Source organism: Flagellimonas sp. L-11 (genome assembly GCF_056857735.1).
This window is the reverse complement of record NZ_JBSXNR010000042.1, coordinates 39,141-60,543: the sequence shown is the minus strand read 5'-3', so window position 1 is coordinate 60,543 and position 21,403 is coordinate 39,141. Positions and strand designations below refer to the sequence as shown.

The 21,403-nt window shown below is 43.3% G+C and carries 11 protein-coding genes; 5 read left to right on the top strand and 6 right to left on the bottom strand.

What is annotated here, in order from left to right; translation table 11 throughout:
- Positions 1-26: 26 nt before the first annotated feature.
- The 4 genes from AC13CC_RS06605 to AC13CC_RS06590 all read right to left on the bottom strand — a co-directional run bounded on the left by AC13CC_RS06605 (position 27) and on the right by AC13CC_RS06590 (position 8,955).
- Entirely contained in the window at positions 27-3,023 is a 2,997-nt protein-coding gene (locus AC13CC_RS06605; protein WP_326278728.1) for an alpha-L-rhamnosidase, read from the bottom strand.
- A gap of 105 nt (positions 3,024-3,128) precedes the next feature.
- Entirely contained in the window at positions 3,129-4,616 is a 1,488-nt protein-coding gene (locus tag AC13CC_RS06600) for a RagB/SusD family nutrient uptake outer membrane protein (protein ID WP_482877430.1), read from the bottom strand.
- Positions 4,617-4,627: 11 nt separating this feature from the next.
- Positions 4,628-7,729: a SusC/RagA family TonB-linked outer membrane protein gene (locus AC13CC_RS06595; RefSeq protein ID WP_326278726.1), complete on the bottom strand. Its 3,102-nt coding sequence runs from the start codon at positions 7,727-7,729 to the stop codon at positions 4,628-4,630.
- Between the two features lie 197 nt (positions 7,730-7,926).
- On the bottom strand, positions 7,927-8,955 hold the full coding sequence (locus tag AC13CC_RS06590; RefSeq protein ID WP_326278725.1) for a GntR family transcriptional regulator: 1,029 nt from the start codon (positions 8,953-8,955) through the stop codon (positions 7,927-7,929).
- Positions 8,956-9,054: 99 nt separating this feature from the next.
- On the opposite strand from AC13CC_RS06590, the gene AC13CC_RS06585 reads away from it, so the two are divergent.
- The 5 genes from AC13CC_RS06585 to AC13CC_RS06565 all read left to right on the top strand — a co-directional run bounded on the left by AC13CC_RS06585 (position 9,055) and on the right by AC13CC_RS06565 (position 16,496).
- Positions 9,055-11,154, top strand: a complete 2,100-nt coding sequence (locus tag AC13CC_RS06585) for a bifunctional aldolase/short-chain dehydrogenase (RefSeq protein WP_482877428.1) — start codon at positions 9,055-9,057, stop codon at positions 11,152-11,154.
- Positions 11,155-11,233: 79 nt separating this feature from the next.
- The gene (locus AC13CC_RS06580; RefSeq protein WP_326278723.1) at positions 11,234-12,514 is read left to right on the top strand and encodes a sugar isomerase; all 1,281 of its coding nucleotides are present in this window, start codon (positions 11,234-11,236) and stop codon (positions 12,512-12,514) included.
- 10 nt (positions 12,515-12,524) lie between these two features.
- Entirely contained in the window at positions 12,525-13,898 is a 1,374-nt protein-coding gene (locus tag AC13CC_RS06575; protein ID WP_326278722.1) for an FGGY-family carbohydrate kinase, read from the top strand.
- 1 nt (position 13,899) lies between these two features.
- Positions 13,900-15,045 carry an alpha-hydroxy acid oxidase gene (locus AC13CC_RS06570; RefSeq protein ID WP_482877425.1) on the top strand — a complete coding sequence of 382 codons (1,146 nt, stop codon included), beginning with the start codon at positions 13,900-13,902 and terminating at the stop codon, positions 15,043-15,045.
- A 41-nt stretch (positions 15,046-15,086) separates the two neighbouring features.
- Entirely contained in the window at positions 15,087-16,496 is a 1,410-nt protein-coding gene (locus AC13CC_RS06565; RefSeq protein WP_482877423.1) for a purine-cytosine permease family protein, read from the top strand.
- Between the two features lie 203 nt (positions 16,497-16,699).
- Here AC13CC_RS06565 and AC13CC_RS06560 read toward each other — a convergent pair whose 3' ends face one another.
- Both AC13CC_RS06560 and AC13CC_RS06555 read right to left on the bottom strand, forming a co-directional pair.
- Positions 16,700-18,157: a TolC family protein gene (locus AC13CC_RS06560; protein ID WP_482877421.1), complete on the bottom strand. Its 1,458-nt coding sequence runs from the start codon at positions 18,155-18,157 to the stop codon at positions 16,700-16,702.
- Entirely contained in the window at positions 18,117-21,386 is a 3,270-nt protein-coding gene (locus AC13CC_RS06555; RefSeq protein ID WP_482877419.1) for an efflux RND transporter permease subunit, read from the bottom strand. The genes AC13CC_RS06560 and AC13CC_RS06555 overlap by 41 nt, the downstream gene beginning before the upstream one ends.
- Between the last annotated feature and the right edge of the window lie 17 nt (positions 21,387-21,403).

The window sequence follows — 21,403 nt, the reverse complement described above, 5'->3', positions numbered from 1 at the left end:
TTGGCAAAATTTAAGGTTTAACAATTTTATTGACGTACCGCTTCCAAGCGTTGTCCGTGATAAACAACCTGTACAGAAACCACATTCCCTTGAGCATTTCTTTGCAATTTAACGCTATTTTGAGCGTCCTCTTTATCTAGATAAAGATTGCTATCCTCTTTACTAGGTACCAGTTCAATGGTCGTTTCTGCTATGGTCAAATAATAGGTGTCTTGGTTTTTGTTCACCGTCAATTCATCAAAGAAACCGCTAGTGGTTTTGTAAGTTCCCTCAAAACCCGATTCTTTAAGGTTTTCCATTTCCACTTGGGTCGTAAAATAATATTCACCGGATGCAAGGTCCAATTCAACCGATTCTCCTTGTGAGGATAGTATGGTTACCCCTTCTGCCTTTTCCAAAGCCTTTTTACCTTCTTTTAGGCTTTCCATGGTTCCAAACGGAAGCGTCACATGGGCCATGGTGTTCACGGGAACCTTTATTGCTTGGGTAAAGGTTGAATTTTCCAATGTCCAACTGCTGGCTATTTCACCATAGTAAGTTTCTAAACTGGCATCCGCATGGGTAATTTCCCCGCCAGGAATAATTTTTATATTAAATTTCTTGTAACCAGGACCTTCCATACTAGGTTGAATTCCTCCTATATTCTGATACATCCATTCTCCAATGGCACCATATGCGTAATGATTGTAAGAGTTCATGCTCGGGGTCTGGAAGGTGTCATCCGGCTTTATGCCATCCCAGCGCTCCCATATAGTAGTCGCCCCTTTGGTAACAGGGTACAACCAAGAGGGATAGGTATCCTGCAACAAGAGTTTATAGGCCACATCGGCATGTCCAAACCTGCTCAAAACATGGTTCAGGTAGGGTGTTCCCAAAAAACCTGTTGTTAAATGATAGCCGTAATCCTTGATGTTTTCCACCAATCTATCGGCTGCTTCTGCCCTTAGGTTTTGAGGGAGCATATCAAATTGAAGGGCCAATACGTAGGCCGTTTGCGTACTGGACACCAATCTCCCGGATGGGGTAACATATTCTTTTTGAAACGCAGTTTTAATATCCTTTACCAATTGTCCGTAAAAAGCCTCGTCTTCTTTTTTGCCCAAAACTCGGGCCGCATTGGCCAATAATTGGGTCGAATGGGCGTAAAAACATTGGGCAATAAGGTATTTATCCGTAATTGCCGCTTTCCCATCACGATCGTCATCCGGGGAATAGAACAACCAATCACCGAAATGAAATCCCGTTTGCCAAAGATAGTCCTCACTTTGGTCACCAATATAATCCACCCATGCCTTCATACTAGTATATTGATCCTCCAAGAGCTTTTTATCTCCATAAAGTTCATAGGCATACCAAGGTATTATGGTTGCCACATCGGCCCATCCCGCGCTACCCCCTGCTGTTGGTCCCAACACATTGGGCACCACGAAAGGCACTGAACCGTTTTCGAATTGATCGACGGCTACATCCTTCATCCATTTGGCGAAAAAATTATTTACGTTCATATTGTAAGAGGCCGTCCTAAAAAAAGCCTGGGCATCGCCCGTCCACCCCAATCGTTCATCCCTTTGTGGGCAATCCGTTGGCACATCGATAAAGTTGCCTTTTTGTCCCCATTTTATATTTTGTTGTAGCTGGTTCAGCATGGGATTGGACGTCGTAAACTTTCCTGTTTCCTCCATATCCGAATACAGTGCTATGGCCTTAATATCTTCCGCAGTGGGCTCTTGCGGCAAACCAATTACCTTAATATATCGAAAGCCCTGAAAGGTAAAGTGCGGTTCCAAAATTTGGTTGGGTTCGCCATTCAATATGTAGGTTGTTTTTTGTTCTGCCGAACGCAAGTTATCCAGATACAAATCACCATCACCATCCAATACTTCAGCGTGATGGATTTCCACTTTTTGTCCTTTTCTCCCTGAAATGTTCAATTGTATCCAACCTACTAGATTTTGTCCAAAATCAATAATGGTCTCTCCGCTTGGAGAACTAAGAATTTCCTTGGGTACAAACTCTTCCTGCTTTCTGATGGGTTCGTTTTCAGTACCTATTAAATTGTCCTTTTTAAATTGCGCCACTTTTACCAGCTCCCAATCATCGTCTTCATAAGTTGGTTGGGTCCAATCCTCAATTTCCAAGGTTGAATCGTACAGTTCACCGTCATAAATCTCAGAATTTAGAATAGGTCCTGTTTTCCATTTCCAGGAACCATCTGAAATCAGTGTTTGTTCGGAACCGTCCTCAAATTGAATGTGAAGTTGCATAAGAAGTGCAATGTCATCTCCATAATGGTTGCGCCTTTCGCCCCAAGCCAAGTAGTCCCGATACCAGCCATTGCCCAAAACAACTCCAATAGCGTTGGTTTTGCACAGCATTTCGGTCACATCATAAACTTGGTACTGCAGTCTTTGGTCATAACTAGTCCATCCCGGGGTTAAATAATCTTCGCCTATCCGTTCACCGTTAATGTGAGCTTCATAAAGTCCGTGCGATGTAATATAGACTGTTGCCTTTTTTACGTTTGCATCTGAGGTGAGACCAAACTCTTTCCTAAAATAGGGGCTTGGCCTATTAATGGTATCTTTTTCAAAACTCGGTGCGATCCATTTGGCCTTAAATTCTTTCGCTGGATTCAAAAGCCCCATTTGCCAATAGCCAACATGGCTCCATTTGGATTTACGTCCATGATTGTCCCATACTCTAACTTGCCAAAAGTAGTCCTTTCCGGATTCCAAAGAGGGCCCCGAATACAGATTCATTATGGAAGATCCGGAATCAATTTTTCCAGAACTCCAAAACACTCCATCCAAGCCTGATTCATTTTTGTTTTCCGATACTCTTACCTCATAAGATATTTGCTTGGTATCCCGTTTATTGGAAATCATGACCCAACTAAATCTTGGCTGGTCCGTGGTGATTCCCATAGGGTTTACCTTGTTCTCTACGTATAATTTGGATACCTCTATCTGGGCGTTGGCGGCAAGGAAAGCAAAGACCAATAAAAAGGTGACTATTTTTTTCATAACGATACTATTATTTAAAACAACATTGAAATGAACCAGGCCCAGCATGACCAACATAAACCGGACCTGTTTCAACTAACTCACCCTTATTTGTTGTTTTCTACATTAAAAATTCGGGTTCAACAAGGCCTCGCTTGCCGGTAATGGAAATAGCTCGTAAATAGTGGTAAAGGCAGCAGCGGGCGGGCCAAAACCTTCAGGGAAATAATAATCCTGCGGATTTGCCTTTACACGATCGCCAAAGGCCGTCATTACAGATTGGGCTGTTCCTGTTCTTACCAAATCGAGCCATCTTTTGTTTTCAAATGCCAATTCAACTCTACGCTCATCCATAATGGCCTGTCTCATCTCGGTTTGGTTTAATCCGGTCAAAGGAGCTAGACCTGCCCTATCCCTTACCGCATTCAAATAAGGTTCAGCATCTCCGGGACGATTTTGCTCGTTAACCGCTTCCGCCATAAACAATAATGCCTCAGAATAACGGTAGATAGGCATATTGACCCCTGTTAGTCCAGGATTGCTGTGTGGTTGCCAAAACTTATCGATATAGGGGAAATAGGTTCCATCCACTTCGATACTATCCACGGACACCGATTTTCTTAAATCTCCATCCTCATAGCTTTCCAATAAATCCGGAGTAGGTATATTAAACCCTTCTACGTTTGATGCTTGAGAATTAGGCACACCTGAAACCAAAGCTACTTGTTCAGCTGTTAAAGGCATGGGCAACCATTCGTACATAAATGAACTGGCAAAACCTTCGGTTCCTTCCAAGAATTGCACTTCGAAAATAGATTCTATACTGTTCTTGTTGTTTAGATTGAAAACATTGGCATAATCAGCCAAAAGGTCATATTCATCCGAAGTTATCAAATCTGACAAAACAGATTCTGCGCTGCCCCAACTTTCCTGTACCATATGTACATTTGCCAACAACATTTGGGCAGATCCACGGGTGGCCCTACCTTCCTCTTGAGAAGATTTTAGGGGCAGCAAGTCAACAGCTTCGCCAAGGTCGCTTAGAATCTGGGTATAAATTTCTTCTTGTGTTGATAAAGGTAGAGCAGCGTCATCCCTACCGGTTACAGGAACTAAATGCAATGGCACGGCACCAAAATACTGAACCAAATCAAAGTAGGCTAATGCCCTTAAAAAATAGGCTTGCCCCTTTACATTGTCCTTAACATTATTATCCTCGAACTCAACTTCATCGATCAATGCTAGAATTTGGTTGGCCCTTGCAATGATCAAATAATTGGAGGTGTATTTGTTGGTCAAAATACCATTACCGTTGTTTACATAAAAATCGGCCATACTTTCTCCATCCTGTACTGCCCTGTAATTAGGATTATACTTGTAATAGGTATTATCGGAAGTCATCTCCCCCATGGCCCAGGCACCTTGCCCCTGCACTTCTTGCAAATCACGCAATGGCACATAAGCGGCATTGACTGCCTGTTCAAAATCGCTTTGTGTTTCAAAGAAAACGGCCTGGCTCAATGAATCTTCCGGAGGAAGCTGTAAAAAATCATCCGTACATGACGTAAATATGCCAGTCGCTATTAATGTTATTATTCCTATTATTTTTTTCATGACAGTATTTTTTAGAATGATAGGTTGAAGCCTAAAGTGAATGTTCTCGGAACCGGATATGCACCCCAATCGTAACCCAGAGCCAATGCATTCGACTGCTGACCTTGGGTAGTTGTGCTAATTTCTGGGTTCACCCCTCTATAACTTGTAAAAACAAAGGCTTGCTGAACTGAACCATAAAGCCTTGCTCTCTTTAAAAAAGAGGTCTCTTTTAGTGGAAAGCTATAACCGACTGTAATGTTTTTTACGGAAAGGTAACTTCCATCCTCAATAAATCGGGAACTGAACCAGTCGCGCTCCATAAAAGTGGCACTAGTGGTTTTACCATATCTCCCACTTCCCGGATTTTCGGGTGACCTCCAACGATCTTTCACATCGCGAAGCACATTGAAAACACCGTCCAAATTGGTAGTCCCTTGGTCATTGGTTACGGCAATATCATTACCAACGGACCCTGAAATTACGATGCTCGCATCCCAGTTTTTGAATTTAAAATCGTTGGTGAGACCGAAAATATAGTCTGGGAATGGGTTGCCGATAACAGTTCTGTCATCGTTCTCGTTCCCAAAAGTAATGACACCATCTCCGTTTACATCTTTAAATTTTACGGTTCCGACTTCAGATTCCACGGCACGTGGTGAGTTATCAAACTCCTGTTGGTTGTCATAAACTCCATCATGGATCAATCCCCAGAACTGACCTAAAGGCTCTCCAGGACGTGTTATACTGGTATAGGCTCCACCGGGATTGAAGATTCTATCCACACCATCAGCCAAAGAGATCACTTTATTTCGATTAAAAGCAATATTGAAGTTGGTATTCCATGAAATGTTCTCGTTGGATATGTTTCTGCTTACCACGGCAAATTCATGCCCCCAGAATTCTATTTCTCCCACGTTATCGTTAAAATTGGTAAAACCTGATTCCTGTGGAATATCCACATTGAACAACAAATCCGTGGTGTTCTTTTTGTAATAGTCATAGATAAACTCCAGTCTGTCATCAAAAAATCTCATATCCAAACCAATATCCAATTGCTTGGTACGCTCCCAACCCAAGTTAGAGTTTCCTAAGGTGGTAAGGCCAGCCCCACTAACAACGGAATTACCGAAAACAGCATTCAAGGAATTGTCCACCAAGGCATATTGGGTGTAGTTCCCAATATTGTTGTTACCGATAATACCGTAACTGGCCCTGATTTTACCAAAGCTGACGAAATCCGTATTTTCCATGAAGGATTCATCAGAGAACACCCAACCCGCAGAAACTGAAGGGAAGTTACCCCACCTGTTATTGGAACCAAATCTTGAGGATCCGTCACGACGCAGGGCGAGGGTAATCAAATACTTTCCATCATAATCATAGTTCAAGCGAGAGAAATATGATGTCAAACTCCACTCATTAATATTGTTGAAAGAGCGAGTTCGGTCAATATTTAATGCAGATTGAATCGTTTGAACCCTATCATCAGGAAAATTGGACAAGTACAATTGCGTATTGTCCGCTTCATATTTTTGATAAGAGATTCCGCCCAAGATTTCGAAATTGTGGTCTCCAAAAGATTTTGCGTAGGTTATTGTATTTTCATTCAACCAGCTCAAGTAATTGCTATCTCTTCTGATAGAAGTTGCAATTGCCGGAGGCAATGCGGCAAATGTGGTCGATACTGTTGACGGACTAAAGTTAAAGAAGGATGAATTTCCGAAATCCCCATTAATAGAGGTCTTTATTTGCATACCATCAATAGGTTTATATTGTAAATACACATTTCCCAAAACCCTCATTGATTTTGTTTCGTTAGTAATCTCTTTGGCCGCTCGGTACCAGTTTGGAGTCGGAAATGCACTGATTCCCGGAATCCAGGCCGTTAATGGCAAAGTTCCATCCTCGTTCTTGTATGGTAGAATTGGCCAGGTCTGCATGGCATTGGTTACCAAACCTCCTGGTATACCGGCGTTTACATTGGTCGCATAAAATGCACCATCGGAACTTGGCAGGTTGTCAATCGAGTAAGTTGGCGCTACAGAAATCCCAAGATCCAACTCATCGTTCAATTTAAATTTGGAGTTTGCTCTTAAGGAATATCTTTTAAAATCCGAATTGACCATAACACCCTCTTGCTGAAAAACCCCTGCAACAACAGCTACGGAAGATCTTTCTCCCCGAGCATTCCAATTAATGTTAAGGCTCTGTATCGGTGCTGTTCGGAACATGGCATCGTACCAGTCATAACCCTCCCCGTACTGTTCTGGGTTTTGAAATGGTTCTGGTACTGGTTGTCCCAAATCCTCAAAAGATTCCTTTTTGAATTGGGCAAACTCCTGACCGTTCATCAAATCCGGCCGTCCTTTTTGTGGAACTACCTGGACTCCTCCGTAATAACTGATGGAGAAACCGCCCTGTTCCGTTTTTCCAGATTTGGTCGTAATAAGTACAACCCCATTGGCCGCCCTTGAACCATATAGGGATGTTGAAGCGGCATCTTTCAATACACTGATACTTTCAATCTCATCTGGATTAATGGAGCTGATGTCCCCAACAATTGGAAAACCATCCACTACGTACAACGGGTCGCTTCCAGCTAAAATAGAAGCTTGTCCACGAACCCTTACCTGTATTCCCTGACCCGGTTTACCTGTAGTCTGATTGATTTGTACCCCCACCAATCTACCTTGTAATTTTTGGGTGACCTGTGGCACTGGGATATCGGCCAACTGTTCAGAATCGATTTGCTGTACCGCACCGGTTACCTTTCTACTGGTCTGGGTACCATATCCTACGATTACAACCTCATCCAGTTGTTGGCTATCGACCGATAAGCTCAAGTTGATTTGCAATCTTCCGTTAACGGGTATGTTTTGTGATGCATACCCCACGGAAGAAAAGGTCAACACCCCATCCGAAGCCGTTTCGATGGAATAATTCCCGTCAAAATCGGCACTTGTACCATTTGTAGTGCCTTGCTCAACAACAGTAACCCCCGGCAAGGGCTGACCTGTTTCGGCATCTGTAACAGTTCCGTTCACTGTAATCCGCTGCTGTGCATTGGCTGTAAAACCACAGCAAACCACCATAAAAAGAACCCCTAACCATAATGTCTTTTTAGTCCTCATAGTTTGTTTTTAGTTAATTAATTTGTGCAATCGACCTAAGGTTTTTGTATCTGAGTTTGGCCGAAATAAACCCTCAATTACCTGTAAGGCAACTGATTCTCCACAAGGTTAAGATATTGTCAGGGGAAAACTATTCCGTTCTGTACTGTTCTGATACGGAATGGTTTTAAGATATAGTAAGAAGTAAAAATTATAGACTACAAAGAACTTCTCTGTATCACATGGAAAGGATTGTCCATATAACTGGGCTGGTTCTTCAAAATGATTTCCGCGGCTTTTTTTCCTAAATTTTCAAAATCAGTGGATATTACCGTAATGCCGTCCAAAAGCACCTCTTTCAATGGAGTTTCATTATAGGATATAATACCTACATCCTTTCCGAGAACATATTGGGTTTGTTTGATTTTTTTGATCAAAACAACCAAATCATCTTCTTTTAGGTTAATGTAAGCCGTATCCTTTTCTATTTCGCTCGATTCTATCTCTTCGATGATACCAAACTCATAGGCGAACTGTCCGCAAAACTTGATAAAGCCTTTTTTGATCTCAATAGGGTGATAGGTCTTCTTTCGGAGCAACAACTTGATCTGATGATATTTTCTAAGTTTTGGGTTCAACTTTATCAATGCTTTGTATATATCCGTTTCAAAATCCTGGTAAATGGAAGACACCTCATTGGATAGCCCATCCAACCGTTTGTCCAGCACAATCAGTTTTTCCAATGGAATTTCCTTCTTTACAAAGTCCAGCACATCATCTCCCCCCTCTTCAAAATGAGGGATAATTACATAATGGGTGTAGGTGTAGGAACGTTTTTTTGAATCCAATATCAGCTCCTTAAAATGTCGGTAATTGTTTTCATAGATAAAGAAATCTATGGTGGCACTATCGCCCAAAGTGCGGGCAAATGCATCGTAAATAATTTTTTTATGCGAACTCAATTTATTGAATAACAGAAAAACTTTGGCCTTTAATGCCAGTTCATCCTTCTTCACGTAGTACCCCTTGCCCGGCACCGATTCAATAATTTTATTTTTTTTCAAGTGATCATAAGCCCTGACCACGGTATCCCTGGAAATATCGAACTCGATCAACAACTCGTTTACTGAGGGCAACCGATCGTCCAGTTTTATTTTACCATTTTCTATGGCGGCCAAAATGGAATCCACAATTTGCTTATACTTAGGCACTTTAGATTCCTCTTTTATATCGATCAATTCCAACATTTTACTAACTTTTAGGACCGGTTTGCTTAACAGTACAGAACACTTATTAAAAATTGGGTAAGTACATTTACCGACAACAATAATAAAAAAAATAACCTGATGGGGATTAAGACTTTTAAACACGTGGATTATTTATGGGACGAAAAAAAGGCGTTGGAGCTTGGTGATGACCAAGTGGCCCTTTTCCTGTACCGATCCAATATTTTAGGCTCCGATTTAAGGATCACGAACTACGGAGGGGGCAATACCAGTTGTAAAACCATAGAAAAAGACCCGTTGACTAACGAAGATGTTGAAGTTATGTGGATCAAGGGTTCTGGAGGTGATATTGGAACCCTTACCCGTTCAGGGATTGCAGGTCTTTACACGGAGCGTCTAAGAAACCTGAAAAAAGTCTACAAAGGATTGCATGATGAGGACAGAATGGTCGGCCTCTTCAACCACTGTATTTACGATTTAGATAGTCGTGCTCCTTCCATTGATACTCCATTGCACGGTTTACTGCCCTTTAAACATATTGACCACCTTCACCCAGATGCCTTAATTGCTGTTGCGGCAGCAAAGGACAGTGAAAAAGTTACCAAAGAAATTTGGGGAAACACCATGGGTTGGGTGCCATGGCAAAGGCCGGGATTTGACCTTGGGCTTCAATTGGAAAAGTGCCTTAGTGAAAACCCTGGGATACGTGGTATCGTATTGGGAAGCCATGGATTGTTTACCTGGGGCGACACTTCTTATGAATGTTACATCAATAGTCTGGAAGTCATTGAAATGGCATCAGAATTTATTGAGAAAAAAATAAAAGAGCAGGGCGAAGTTTTTGGCGGACAAAAGGTGGAATCATTGCCGGCAGATGACAGAAAAGAAAAAGCGGCCCGGTTGATGCCTCTCCTTCGCGGATTGTGTTCTTCCGAAAATCGCATGATCGGCCATTTTACAGATGCCGATGTGGTAATGGAATACATCAACAGCAACGATCTGGAGAAATTGGCCCCCATGGGAACTTCGTGTCCAGACCACTTCTTGCGCACCAAGATCCAACCCTTGGTATTGACATTGGATCCAAAAGAAGATGTATCCAATGCTGATGAAGTTTTGAAAAAACTGGAACCCGCATTTGAACAATATAGACAGGAATACGCAGCCTATTACGAAAATTGCAAACACGACAACAGCCCGGCAATGCGTGATCCCAACCCGGTCATTATCATTTATCCCGGTGTTGGAATGTTCAGTTTCTCCAAAAACAAACAAACCACCCGTGTGGCAAGCGAATTTTACATCAATGCCATTAATGTAATGCGTGGAGCAGAGGCCATTTCAGCTTATACCTCCTTGCCAAGGCAAGAAGCATTTAATATTGAATACTGGTTGCTCGAAGAGGCCAAACTACAGCGTATGCCCAAAGAAAAACCCTTATCCAGAAAAGTGGCACTGGTCACCGGTGCAGGCGGAGGGATAGGAAAGGCGATTGCTGACAAGCTTGCTGAACACGGAGCAAATGTAGTATTGACCGATATAGCAGAGGAACGACTTAAAGAAGCGTTGGAAACCTATCCAAGGGATGTTGCCAGTTACGCAATTTGTGACGTCACAAGTACCGATTCCATAAGCAAAGCTTATATGAATGCCTGCTTGGAATTTGGCGGTGTGGATTTGGTAATACACAGTGCCGGGCTGGCCATTTCAAAACCTTTGGAAGAAACCACGACCAAAGACTGGGACCTGCTCCAAAATGTATTGGTCAAAGGGCAGTTCGAGCTCTTTAAGCAAGGAGTTGCCATTATGGACAAACAAGACCTTGGTGGCGACATCATTAGCATCGCCAGTAAAAATGGATTGGTCTCGGGACCGAACAATGTCGGATATGGAACTGCAAAAGCCGCACAACAGCACATGGTACGTCTATTGGCTGCAGAGCTTGGGAGCAAGGGAATCCGCGTAAACACCGTTAATCCAGATGGTGTAATCGTAGGAAGCAAGATTTGGGAAGGGGATTGGGCCGAAGGTCGTGCGAAAGCGCATGGCATAAAAGTGGAAGACCTTCCCGCTCATTATGCCAAAAGAAATCTGCTCAACAAAATTATATATCCGGAAGATATTGCCAACGGCGTGTTCGCCTTTGTCGGTCTGCTGGATAAGAGTACTGGAAACATTATCAACGTGGATGGTGGCATGGCCAATGCATTTACAAGATAGGTTTTTAGTTTAGTTATTTACTATTCAAGTTTCCGCAGGTCAAGTTTTGGCCTGCGGTTTTTAAAGATTATTACACCCTATGATTTTAGATAAAGAACAAATAAACTCCGAAAACCAAAGCAATTTTGACAAGCATAATCAAAGCTTTGATTTTTTGGCCAATAGCTTAACAAACAAAGGGTACGATGTTGAAGGTCTACTAAAAAAGATATGTGACTTCCAAGTCGCCATACCCAGTTGGGCCTTGGGCGCAGGGGGAACACGATTCGGGAGGTTCTCCTACCATGGAGAACCAGGTACATTGGAGCAAAAAATAGAGGATGTCGGATTGATCCATTCCTTGACACAATCCGCAGGGGCCATTTCACTTCATATTCCATGGGACGTTCCAGAAGATGTCCAAAAAATCAAGGCGTTGGCCAAGTCCCTTGGACTCAAATTCGATGCTATGAACTCCAACACCTTTCAAAATCAGCACGATCAAGAACATTCCTATAAATTCGGTTCGCTTTGCAGTACCGATGAAAAGGCACGGCAACAAGCTGTTCAGCACAATATTGATGTCATCCGCTTGGGAGAGAAACTAGGTTCCAAAAGCCTAACGGTATGGTTGGCGGATGGTTCCAGTTTTCCTGGACAGAACAATTTCCAGACTGTACTTAAAAATACACAGGATAGCTTACAGATAATCTACAAGACCCTACCCGAAGATTGGAAGCTTTTTATTGAATACAAACCTTATGAACCCAATTTTTATAGCACGGTGATCCAGGATTGGGGCACCTCCTTTATGTTGGCCAACGAATGTGGACCAAAAGCCTATACCTTAGTGGATTTGGGGCACCATTTGCCCAACACCAACATAGAACAGATTGTTGCCACTCTTATGATGAAAGGTAAATTGGGTGGTTTTCATTTTAACGACAGTAAATATGGGGATGATGACCTTACTGTAGGAAGCATCAAACCATATACATTGTTTTTGATTTTCAACGAACTGGTCCACGGCATGGAGAACAATCCGCAAAACCCTTACCCAGCCTGGATGATCGATGCCAGTCATAATCTAAAAGATCCCTTGGAGGATTTGATGCAATCGCTGGAAGCCATCCGATCTTCGTATACGAAAGCACTTTTAATAGATCAAAAGGCCCTTCGTGAAGCGCAAAATAAGCACGATGTGACCTTGTGCCAAGAAATTTTACAGGATGCTTACCTGACCGATGTAAGACCATTATTGGAACGTGCCAGGATTTCCAAGGGAGGAGCTTTGCACCCCTTGGACACGTACCGACATTTAAATATCCGCAAAAAATTAGTGGAGCAAAGGGGTAAACATTCAATGGCTACGGGACTATAATACAAATACTATGGCAACAGAGGTAATTGCGGTTTTCGATATTGGAAAGACCAATAAAAAGTTCTTCCTTTTTGATTTGGATTTCAAGGAGGTGCATCGCGATTATACCTATTTACAACCCATCAAAGATGAGGATGGTCATCCTACAGAAAACCTCACCGAACTTCAAAACTGGATAAAGAACAGCTTTCATGATATTCTAAAATCCAAAGATTACAAAGTAAAAGCGGTCAATTTTTCATCTTACGGAGCTAGCTTGGTTCACTTGGACGACATGGGCAACGTGATTACTCCATTGTACAATTACACCAAGCCCATTTCGGAAGAAGTCATTGCTAAATTCTACGGAGAATACGGGCCCGAGATTGAATTCTGCAGGGAAACCGGAACAACCAGAGAGGGGATGCTTAACTCTGGAATACAACTCTACTGGCTTAAAAAGGAAAAACCGGAAGTTTTCTCGAACATCAAGTATTCGCTGCACCTACCGCAATATCTAAGCTATTTGTTTACGGGAATCCCCGTTAGTGAATACACCAGCATTGGTTGCCATACCGCCCTCTGGAACTACGAAAAACAGGATTACCACAACTGGGTCTACCAAGAGGAAATACATAAGGTATTGCCTTCCATTGTGGATACGGGAACCAGCATCAACACCAATCTTCTGGGACATCAAATAAAAGTCGGAGTTGGTATTCACGATAGTTCTTCGGCGCTTTTACCCTACATCCGAAGTATTGACAAAAAATTCCTGTTGCTTTCTACAGGAACATGGAGTATAGCGCTGAACCCTTTTTCCAAAGAGCTTTTGACAGATAAAGACACAAGTTCCAATTGCATCAACTATATGCGCATCAATGGGGAATCTGTGAAAGCCGCTCGTTTGTTCCTGGGGAATGAGTACGACGAAAAAATTAAGGAACTGGCCAAACTTTTCAATGTGTCCGAAGACCACCACGAGTCCGTAGGTTTTAATCCTGAGTTGTATCAAAAACTAAAGTGCAATTTCACCCACACGTTTAAATGGACAAGTATTGATGTGAAATTGCCAAATACCCTCACCCCCATGAATTTCGACTCTTATGAAGAAGCCTACCACCAATTGATGATGGAATTGGTGGAATTGCAAGTGGACCGTATAAAAAGAGCTATTGGTAATGATGAAATCAACCAATTGTACATTGATGGTGGCTTTGCCAATAATGAAATTTTTGTGGAATTGCTGGCCCATGGTTTTGATAACATGAAGGTGAAGACCACCGATGCATCTTTAGGTTCAGCACTCGGAGCGGCCATTGTCATTTCCAACGTGGAATTGGACCAAAAGTTCCTCAAAAATAACTACGCCTTAAAAAAGCACAGACCCTTATTTACCAATTGATATGGACCAAAGTTTTGATACCCGTTATCCTTCCGTTGATGATCTGAGGGAGAAAGCAAAAAAAAGAATCCCGCGATTTGCCTTTGAATATTTGGATGGCGGTTGCAACGAAGACATCAATATTCAAAGGAACACTTCCGAAATAAGGGACATCACCCTAAAACCAACTTACATCAAGGATTTTAAGGGTTCCAGTATAAAAACAACATTGTTTGGAGAAGAATACGATGCGCCATTTGGTGTCGCACCTGTAGGTCTTCAAGGGCTGATGTGGCCCAACTCCCCCGAAATTCTGGCCAAAGCGGCCAACAAGCACAATGTGCCCTTTATTTTGAGCACGGTGACCACCATGAACATAGAACGAGCAAGCGAACTTACCGAAGGTAAAGCCTGGTTTCAACTTTATAATCCAGTGGAAGATACTGTAAGAAATGATATTTTGGATAGGGCGGCCGCTGCAGGCTGCCCTGTTTTGGTACTGCTGTGCGATGTGCCCACTTTTGGATACCGACCAAGGGATTTTAAAAACGGCTTGGCCTTGCCCCCAAAAATGACAATGGCGAACATCCTGCAAATTTTGGGCAAACCAAATTGGGCATTTCAAACCCTAAAACACGGTATTCCAACTTTTGAAACCCTAAAACCATACACCCCGGAAGGTCTCAACCTAAAGCAACTGGGCAAGTTCATGGACAAAACCTTTTCGGGGCGTTTGAACGAGGAACGCATCAAACCGATCCGTGATAAATGGAAAGGAAAGTTAGTCCTAAAAGGTGTGGCATCCGAAGAAGACACCGAACAGGCCATTAGACTGGGATTCGATGGCATCATTGTTTCCAATCACGGAGGTAGACAATTGGATGCGGGGGAATCCACCATTGCTCCATTGACCCGTATTGCTGAAAAATACAAAGATCAAATCACCATTATGATGGACAGTGGTATGCGCTCTGGTCCAGATATGGCACGTTCCCTCGCACGGGGAGCCGAATTTACCTTTATGGGGCGCTCCTTTATGTACGGTACCGCTGCCATGGGCAATAAGGGAGGAGATCATACCATGACCATCCTTAAAGTACAGTTACAACAAATCATGGACCAATTGTGCTGCGAGAACATCCAAGACTTGCACAAGCACTTGATCTAACAAACCGGCACACTAAAATTTAACGATACAAACCTAACTACATGAGCCAATACAATATTGACGAAGAAATTGAGGAAATAGCAGGTGGCGAATTCGAAAGAGAACCCGTGCCCCAATCCAAATTAAAAAGTTGGAAAAGTTTTTTGGGCATGTACGCCGGAGAACATGCGGCAGGTACGGAATTTGTTATTGGCCCACTTTTTTTGACCACGGGAGTCAGTGCCTTTGATTTGATCATCGGGCTTCTTTTGGGAAACCTTTTGGCAGTGTTGAGCTGGCGTTTTCTTACGGCTGAAATTGCCGTCAAGTACAGGCTTACGCTGTATTATCAATTGGAAAAAATAGTGGGCAAAAAATTGGTCATAGGCTATAATCTCGCCAATGGTATTTTGTTTTGTTTCCTGGCCGGGGCCATGATTACCGTATCGGCTACAGCAGTCGGTATTCCCTTTAATATGGAAATGCCCAAATTGACCGATACCATGCCCAATGGAATTACTTGGGTGATCATCGTATTGGCTATCGGAGCTGTTATCTCCTTGATTGCAGCAAAGGGTTATGAGACCGTTTCCAAAGCAGCCAACTATATGTCACCGATAATTGTTCTGGCATTTTTAGCGAGTGGAATTGTTGCACTTCGCGACCTTGATGTAAACAGTTTCTCCGATTTTTGGAACATTTGGGGAGAAGGCGGCGAACCTTTTCCTGGACAGATCAAGTATACGTTTTGGCATGTGATGATCTGGTCTTGGTTCGCCAATGCCGCTATGCACGTAGGGATGTCCGATCTCTCCGTGTTCCGATTCGCCAAAAAGGCCAGTGCTGGATGGACCACGGCCGCGGGAATGTACGTGGGCCACTATATGGCTTGGATTGCGGCTGCCTTGCTTTATGCGGTGTACCTAAAATCACCTGAGGCACAAGCAGCTTTGTCCGGTGGAAGTGCCCCCAATGTTGCTCCAGGTCCACTAGCTTACAACGCATTGGGAATATTCGGTGCCATTGCCGTGGTTTTGGCTGGTTGGACAACGGCCAACCCCACCATCTACCGTGCAGGATTGGCGTTTCAGGCCATTATTCCAAAAACCTCAACATTTTGGGTAACCATTATTGCAGGCAGTGTCGCCACCTTGGCGGGATTATTCCCTGCCTTTGCCATGAAGCTATTGGATTTTGTAGCACTGTACGGTTTCATTTTGGCACCTATGGGAGCTATTATCGTATTTGAGCATTTTTATGGTAAAAAGGCCAATATCATATTGGATTATGCGGAAAAAAAGAACGTGACATTCAACCGAGCGGTGTTTTGGTCATGGGCCATCAGTTTTGGGATGTGCTATTTTGTCTCGGTCACATTTGATATATTCCTTTCATTTATGACATTGCCCGCATGGTTACTGTGTGGCTTGTTATATCTATTAATGGCGAAAAAAGGGTCGGCACAAAACTGAAAAACAGTTTTGCAACAGCAAAAAATGATCCGTTGTTTTTTAGTGTATCAGGACGTATTTTACCTTAATGGTATATTAAAGAATTCTATGAAAACTTTTAGACCAAAAAGAACGGAAAGCCATTCTTTTAAATTTTAGAATGGCCTTCGCTTTATTGAGAACCGATAGTTAAGTAGGTTGCCAATATTAATGAATTGGAGGTTTTAATTCCAGCCACCGCCTAAGGCGCGGTACATATTTACCTGGGCCAACAACTGATCTTTTTTGGTCTCAACAAGCTCCATGCAGGATTCCAAGGCCTCTCGTTGTGCCAAAAGCACTTCGATATATTCCACCCTTGCGGATTGGAACAAGCGAGTAGATAGGTCTATGGATTCCGTCAATGCCTGTACTTGACCATCCTTTAATTCATAGCTCTTTTTTAAGTTATTGATGTTGAACAACTGGTTGGCCACTTCGATGTAAGCATTCAAAATGGCCTTTTCATATTCATAAACCGCTTGCAACTGTCGGTCCGTAGCATTCTTATATTGTGCCTTAATGGCATTCCTGTTAATCAATGGAGCCACCATATCACCAATAGCTGAATACAAAACAGATTCTGGCGTGGTCGTCAGGTATTTGGTATCGAACGCTTCCAGTCCCAGACCTGCTTTTATCGTAAACTGTGGATAAAAATTGGCTTTGGCCGCTTTCGAATCCAACTTGGCCGCTTGCAATTCAAATTCAGCGCTGCGCACATCGGGACGGTTCTGTAACAATTGCGAAGGTATTCCTGCGTAAATCGTATCAATCGGTGTATCGATAAAATTATCGGATGCCCGTTGAATATGTTGAGGCGTTCTACCAATCAAAAAGTTCAATCGGTTCTCCATCTCCACGATTTCCTGTTGGATTTCGTATTTATGGCTTTGGTTTTTCATGACTTCAGCCTGAAACCGCTTCACGGCCAATTCCGTGGCACGGGCAGCCTGCTTTTGCAGTTTTACCATGCGCAGTGCATTCTGCTGAATCTCCAGATTCTGGTCAATAATGGCCATTTGATTGTCCAAGGCCATCAACTCATAATACGAATCAGCTATCTCCGCTACCAAATTGGTCACCATGAAGTTTTTACCCTCCACACTGGACAAGTATTCAAAAACCGCTGCTTTCTTCTCATTGCGAAGCTTTTTCCAAACATCAAGCTCCCAAGTGGCGAAGGCCCCGACCATATAGTTGGGCAGGGGCTCATGGAACTCTTCGCCTTCCTTTACTTCGAGGTTCTTTTCCACAGCTCCGTTTCGGGTGTACTCTCCCACTTTTTCAACCTCTGCACCTGCCTGAAGGTTGACAAAGGGCAAATACTCCCCTTTCTTGGCCTGAATCCTATTTTTGGCCATATCCACTTGCTGCAACATGATGTTCAGCTCTTGGTTTTTTACCAAAGCCGAATCAATCAAGGCAATGAGATTAGGGTCTTTAAAGAATTCCTTCCATTCCACCAATCCCGTATTTACCGTATCGGCTGATTGGTTTTGATAGTTGTCTGGGACCGCTACGTTCTCGTCCCTAATCTCACGGGTGGGCACACAAGAATAAAGGACCACCATCGCTATCATTCCGACTAAAAGTGATTTTCTATGCTTCATCTTGGTCACCATTTTTCTTTTTCTTTCCATTTCTTGTGGTCATTTTTTTCAAAAGTTTATTCCCTTCCTTCAAACGAGTGCGCAATCTGCTCTCGCTGTTATCATTCTTAAAGAATTCCTCCGAAATCGGCTCATCATGCTCATCCTTGATCAGACTCTTGCCATCTGCCATTTTAGCAAATAGGAAGTACAGACCAGGAATCAGAAAGACACCGAAAATGGTTCCGATAAGCATCCCTCCTAAGGCCGAACCACCAATGGTACGGTTTCCTATGGCTCCTGCACCAGTAGCCACCACCAATGGTATCAAACCAGCGATAAAGGCAAAAGAGGTCATCAAAATTGGCCTAAAACGTTGTTTGGAAGCTTCGATGGCCGCTTCGAGAATGGTTGAGCCCTGTCGGTGTTTCTGGACGGCGAACTCAACAATCAATACGGCGTTCTTACCTAATAGCCCCACCAACATGATCATACCTATCTGGGCATACACATCATTGGACAATCCCATGAGCTTGAGCAGAAAGAATGAACCAAACACCCCCACCGGAAGTGATAGAATAACCGCCAATGGCAGTAAGAAACTCTCGTACTGGGCCGCCAATACCAAATACACGAATATGAGCACCACAATGAATATATAAATGGACTCATTTCCTCGTTGGGCTTCGTCATAGGAAAGACCTTCCCACGCTATATCGTATCCTCTTGGTAAATTTTGCGCTGCAACTTCGCGGATAGCATCAATGGCATCGCCGCTGGTATACCCTTTGGCGGGCAATCCACGGATGGCTGCCGAATTATACAGGTTATAGCGCGTTACCTCGTTTGGTCCCAAACGTTTCTCCATGGTCATAAATGAGGAATAGGGTACCATTTCCCCCTCTTCATTCTTAACAAAGAGCTTTTCCAAATCAGATGGCATACCACGATATTCGGGAGCGGCTTGGGTGTACACTTTGAAGAATCGTCCGAACCGGATGAAACCCTGCTCATAGGTACTACCAATCAAAATGTTCAGGTTCTCCATGGCTTTTCCTATGGAAACCCCTTTTTGCATGGCGGCCTTATTGTTGATTTTCAACTCGTACTGCGGATAATTGGCAGCATAGAACGTAAACAAACCAGCCAACTCCTTACGCTCGCGCAAGGCATCCATAAACTCATTATTGATTCTTTCGAACTCATGGTAATCCGTGCTATTGGTCTTATCCAACAAACGCATCGCAAAACCACCTGATGAACCAAAACCTGGAACCGCCGGGGGCTCAAAATATTCGATAACCGCACCAAGATCCTTGGTCTCTTCTTCCAGTTCTTCCATAATGTCGTGCACGGAATGTTCCCGTTCTGACCATGGTTTTAGGTTGATGAGACAGGTACCTGCATTGGATCCACGACCTTCGGTCATGATTTCATATCCCGCTAATGATGAAACGGATTCAACTCCTTCGGTCTCCTCGCAAATGGCCTGAAGTTTTCTGGCCACCTCGTTGGTCCGTTCCAAAGTAGCTCCTGGAGGTGTCTGGATAATGGCGTATATCATCCCTTGGTCTTCATTGGGGATAAATCCGGCAGGCAATACTTGGTTTGTAAAGAAAATACCCGCGCAGAAAGCCAGTAACACTCCAAAAGTGACAACTCTACGATTTACAATCTTGTTCAATACCCCAACATATCGTCCCGTAAGCTTTTCAAACTTACCATTGAACCAATCAATGAATCGGTTTACAGGCGATTTTCGTCTCGGTTTACCATGGGTGTTTTTCAGCATCATGGCACAGAGAACCGGTGTCAATGTAAGAGCTACAATGGCGGATATCACAATAGATCCCGCCATGGTAATCGAGAACTGTCGGTAGAATACCCCAACGGGTCCAGTCATAAACGAAATAGGGATAAACACTGAGGTCATTACCAAGGTAATGGCAATAATGGCCCCGCCGATTTCTCCCAATACTTCGTAGGATGCTTTGTAGGGTGTAAGGTTCTCCTCTTCCATCTTCACGTGAACGGCCTCCACAACCACAATGGCGTTATCCACCACAATACCAATGGCCAATACCAGGGCAAAAAGCGTTATCAGATTGATGGACAGTCCAAAGAGCTGCATGACGAAGAATGTCCCGATCAACGATACGGGAACTGCAATGATGGGGATTAAAGTAGAACGCCAATCCCCTAAAAAGAGGAATACCACGATAGCAACCAAAATAAAAGCGTCACGAAGTGTATGCAGTACTTGATCTATGGATGCATCCAAGAAGTTGGATACGTCATAACTGATTTTATAATCAATTCCGGGAGGCATATCGGCCTCAAGTTCATTCAGTTTTTCTTTAACAGATTTGATTACATCGCTACCGTTACTGCCAAAAGTCTGTTTTAATACAATGGATGCCGATGGGTCTCCATCTAGATTGGAATAAATATCGAAGAACTCACTACCCAATTCAACCTCGGCAACATCGCCAAGTGTAAGGATTTCCCCATCATCATTGGCTTTGATAATGATATCCTTGTATTGTTGGGGTTCGTTGTATCGGTTCTGATAGACCAGTACATATTCCAGGGATTGCGCCTTTTTTCCTGAGCTTCGCCCTAAACGTCCAGGTCTGGCAAGAATACTTTGCTCTTCCATGGACTCCAAGATCTCTTCTGCGGAAACGTTATAGGCGCGCATTCGGTCTGGCTTGAGCCATACACGCATGGCAAACTTACGGCTACCCAAGATCTTGGCACTTGCAATACCGTTGATACGCTGGATTTCAGGTATCATTTTAGTGTATGCGTAGTTGTACAGGAATTTTTCATCGTTGTTCTTGGCGTCACTGTACAGGTTTACGTACATCAACATACTGGGTTGCACGGGGGTAATCACAACTCCTTCCCGCTGCACCAGCTCGGGCAACAAGGGCATTACTTGATCCACCCGTGTTTTTACCCTAACCACGGCTTGGTTGGGGTCGGTCCCAGGGTCAAAGATTACACGTAAGGTTCCTTCCCCTGCACTTGTGGCATCAGAAGCGATGTATCGCATGCCCTGTACCCCGTTGATGGAGGTTTCCAAAGGAATCAGAGTCGAGTTCACCAACACATCCGCACTTGAACCTGGGTAGGCAATGAATATATTAACAGTGGTAGGCGCGATTTGCGGGAACTGCGATATGGGCAGTTGTTTTATGGCCAACAGTCCTGTAAATACAATTATGACCGAGACCACAATAGCCAACACAGGTCTGTGAATGAATTTTTTAAACATAATAACTTAAGGATTAT

Bases quoted from the DNA above. Each gene is read 5' to 3' on its own strand.
- AC13CC_RS06605 (WP_326278728.1), bottom strand. From the start codon at position 3,023: ATGAAAAAAATAGTCACCTTTTTATTGGTCTTTGCTTTCCTTGCCGCC.
- AC13CC_RS06600 (WP_482877430.1), bottom strand. From the start codon at position 4,616: ATGAAAAAAATAATAGGAATAATAACATTAATAGCGACTGGCATATTT.
- AC13CC_RS06595 (WP_326278726.1), bottom strand. From the start codon at position 7,729: ATGAGGACTAAAAAGACATTATGGTTAGGGGTTCTTTTTATGGTGGTT.
- AC13CC_RS06590 (WP_326278725.1), bottom strand. From the start codon at position 8,955: ATGTTGGAATTGATCGATATAAAAGAGGAATCTAAAGTGCCTAAGTAT.
- AC13CC_RS06585 (WP_482877428.1), top strand. From the start codon at position 9,055: ATGGGGATTAAGACTTTTAAACACGTGGATTATTTATGGGACGAAAAA.
- AC13CC_RS06580 (WP_326278723.1), top strand. From the start codon at position 11,234: ATGATTTTAGATAAAGAACAAATAAACTCCGAAAACCAAAGCAATTTT.
- AC13CC_RS06575 (WP_326278722.1), top strand. From the start codon at position 12,525: ATGGCAACAGAGGTAATTGCGGTTTTCGATATTGGAAAGACCAATAAA.
- AC13CC_RS06570 (WP_482877425.1), top strand. From the start codon at position 13,900: ATGGACCAAAGTTTTGATACCCGTTATCCTTCCGTTGATGATCTGAGG.
- AC13CC_RS06565 (WP_482877423.1), top strand. From the start codon at position 15,087: ATGAGCCAATACAATATTGACGAAGAAATTGAGGAAATAGCAGGTGGC.
- AC13CC_RS06560 (WP_482877421.1), bottom strand. From the start codon at position 18,157: ATGGAAAGAAAAAGAAAAATGGTGACCAAGATGAAGCATAGAAAATCA.
- AC13CC_RS06555 (WP_482877419.1), bottom strand. From the start codon at position 21,386: ATGTTTAAAAAATTCATTCACAGACCTGTGTTGGCTATTGTGGTCTCG.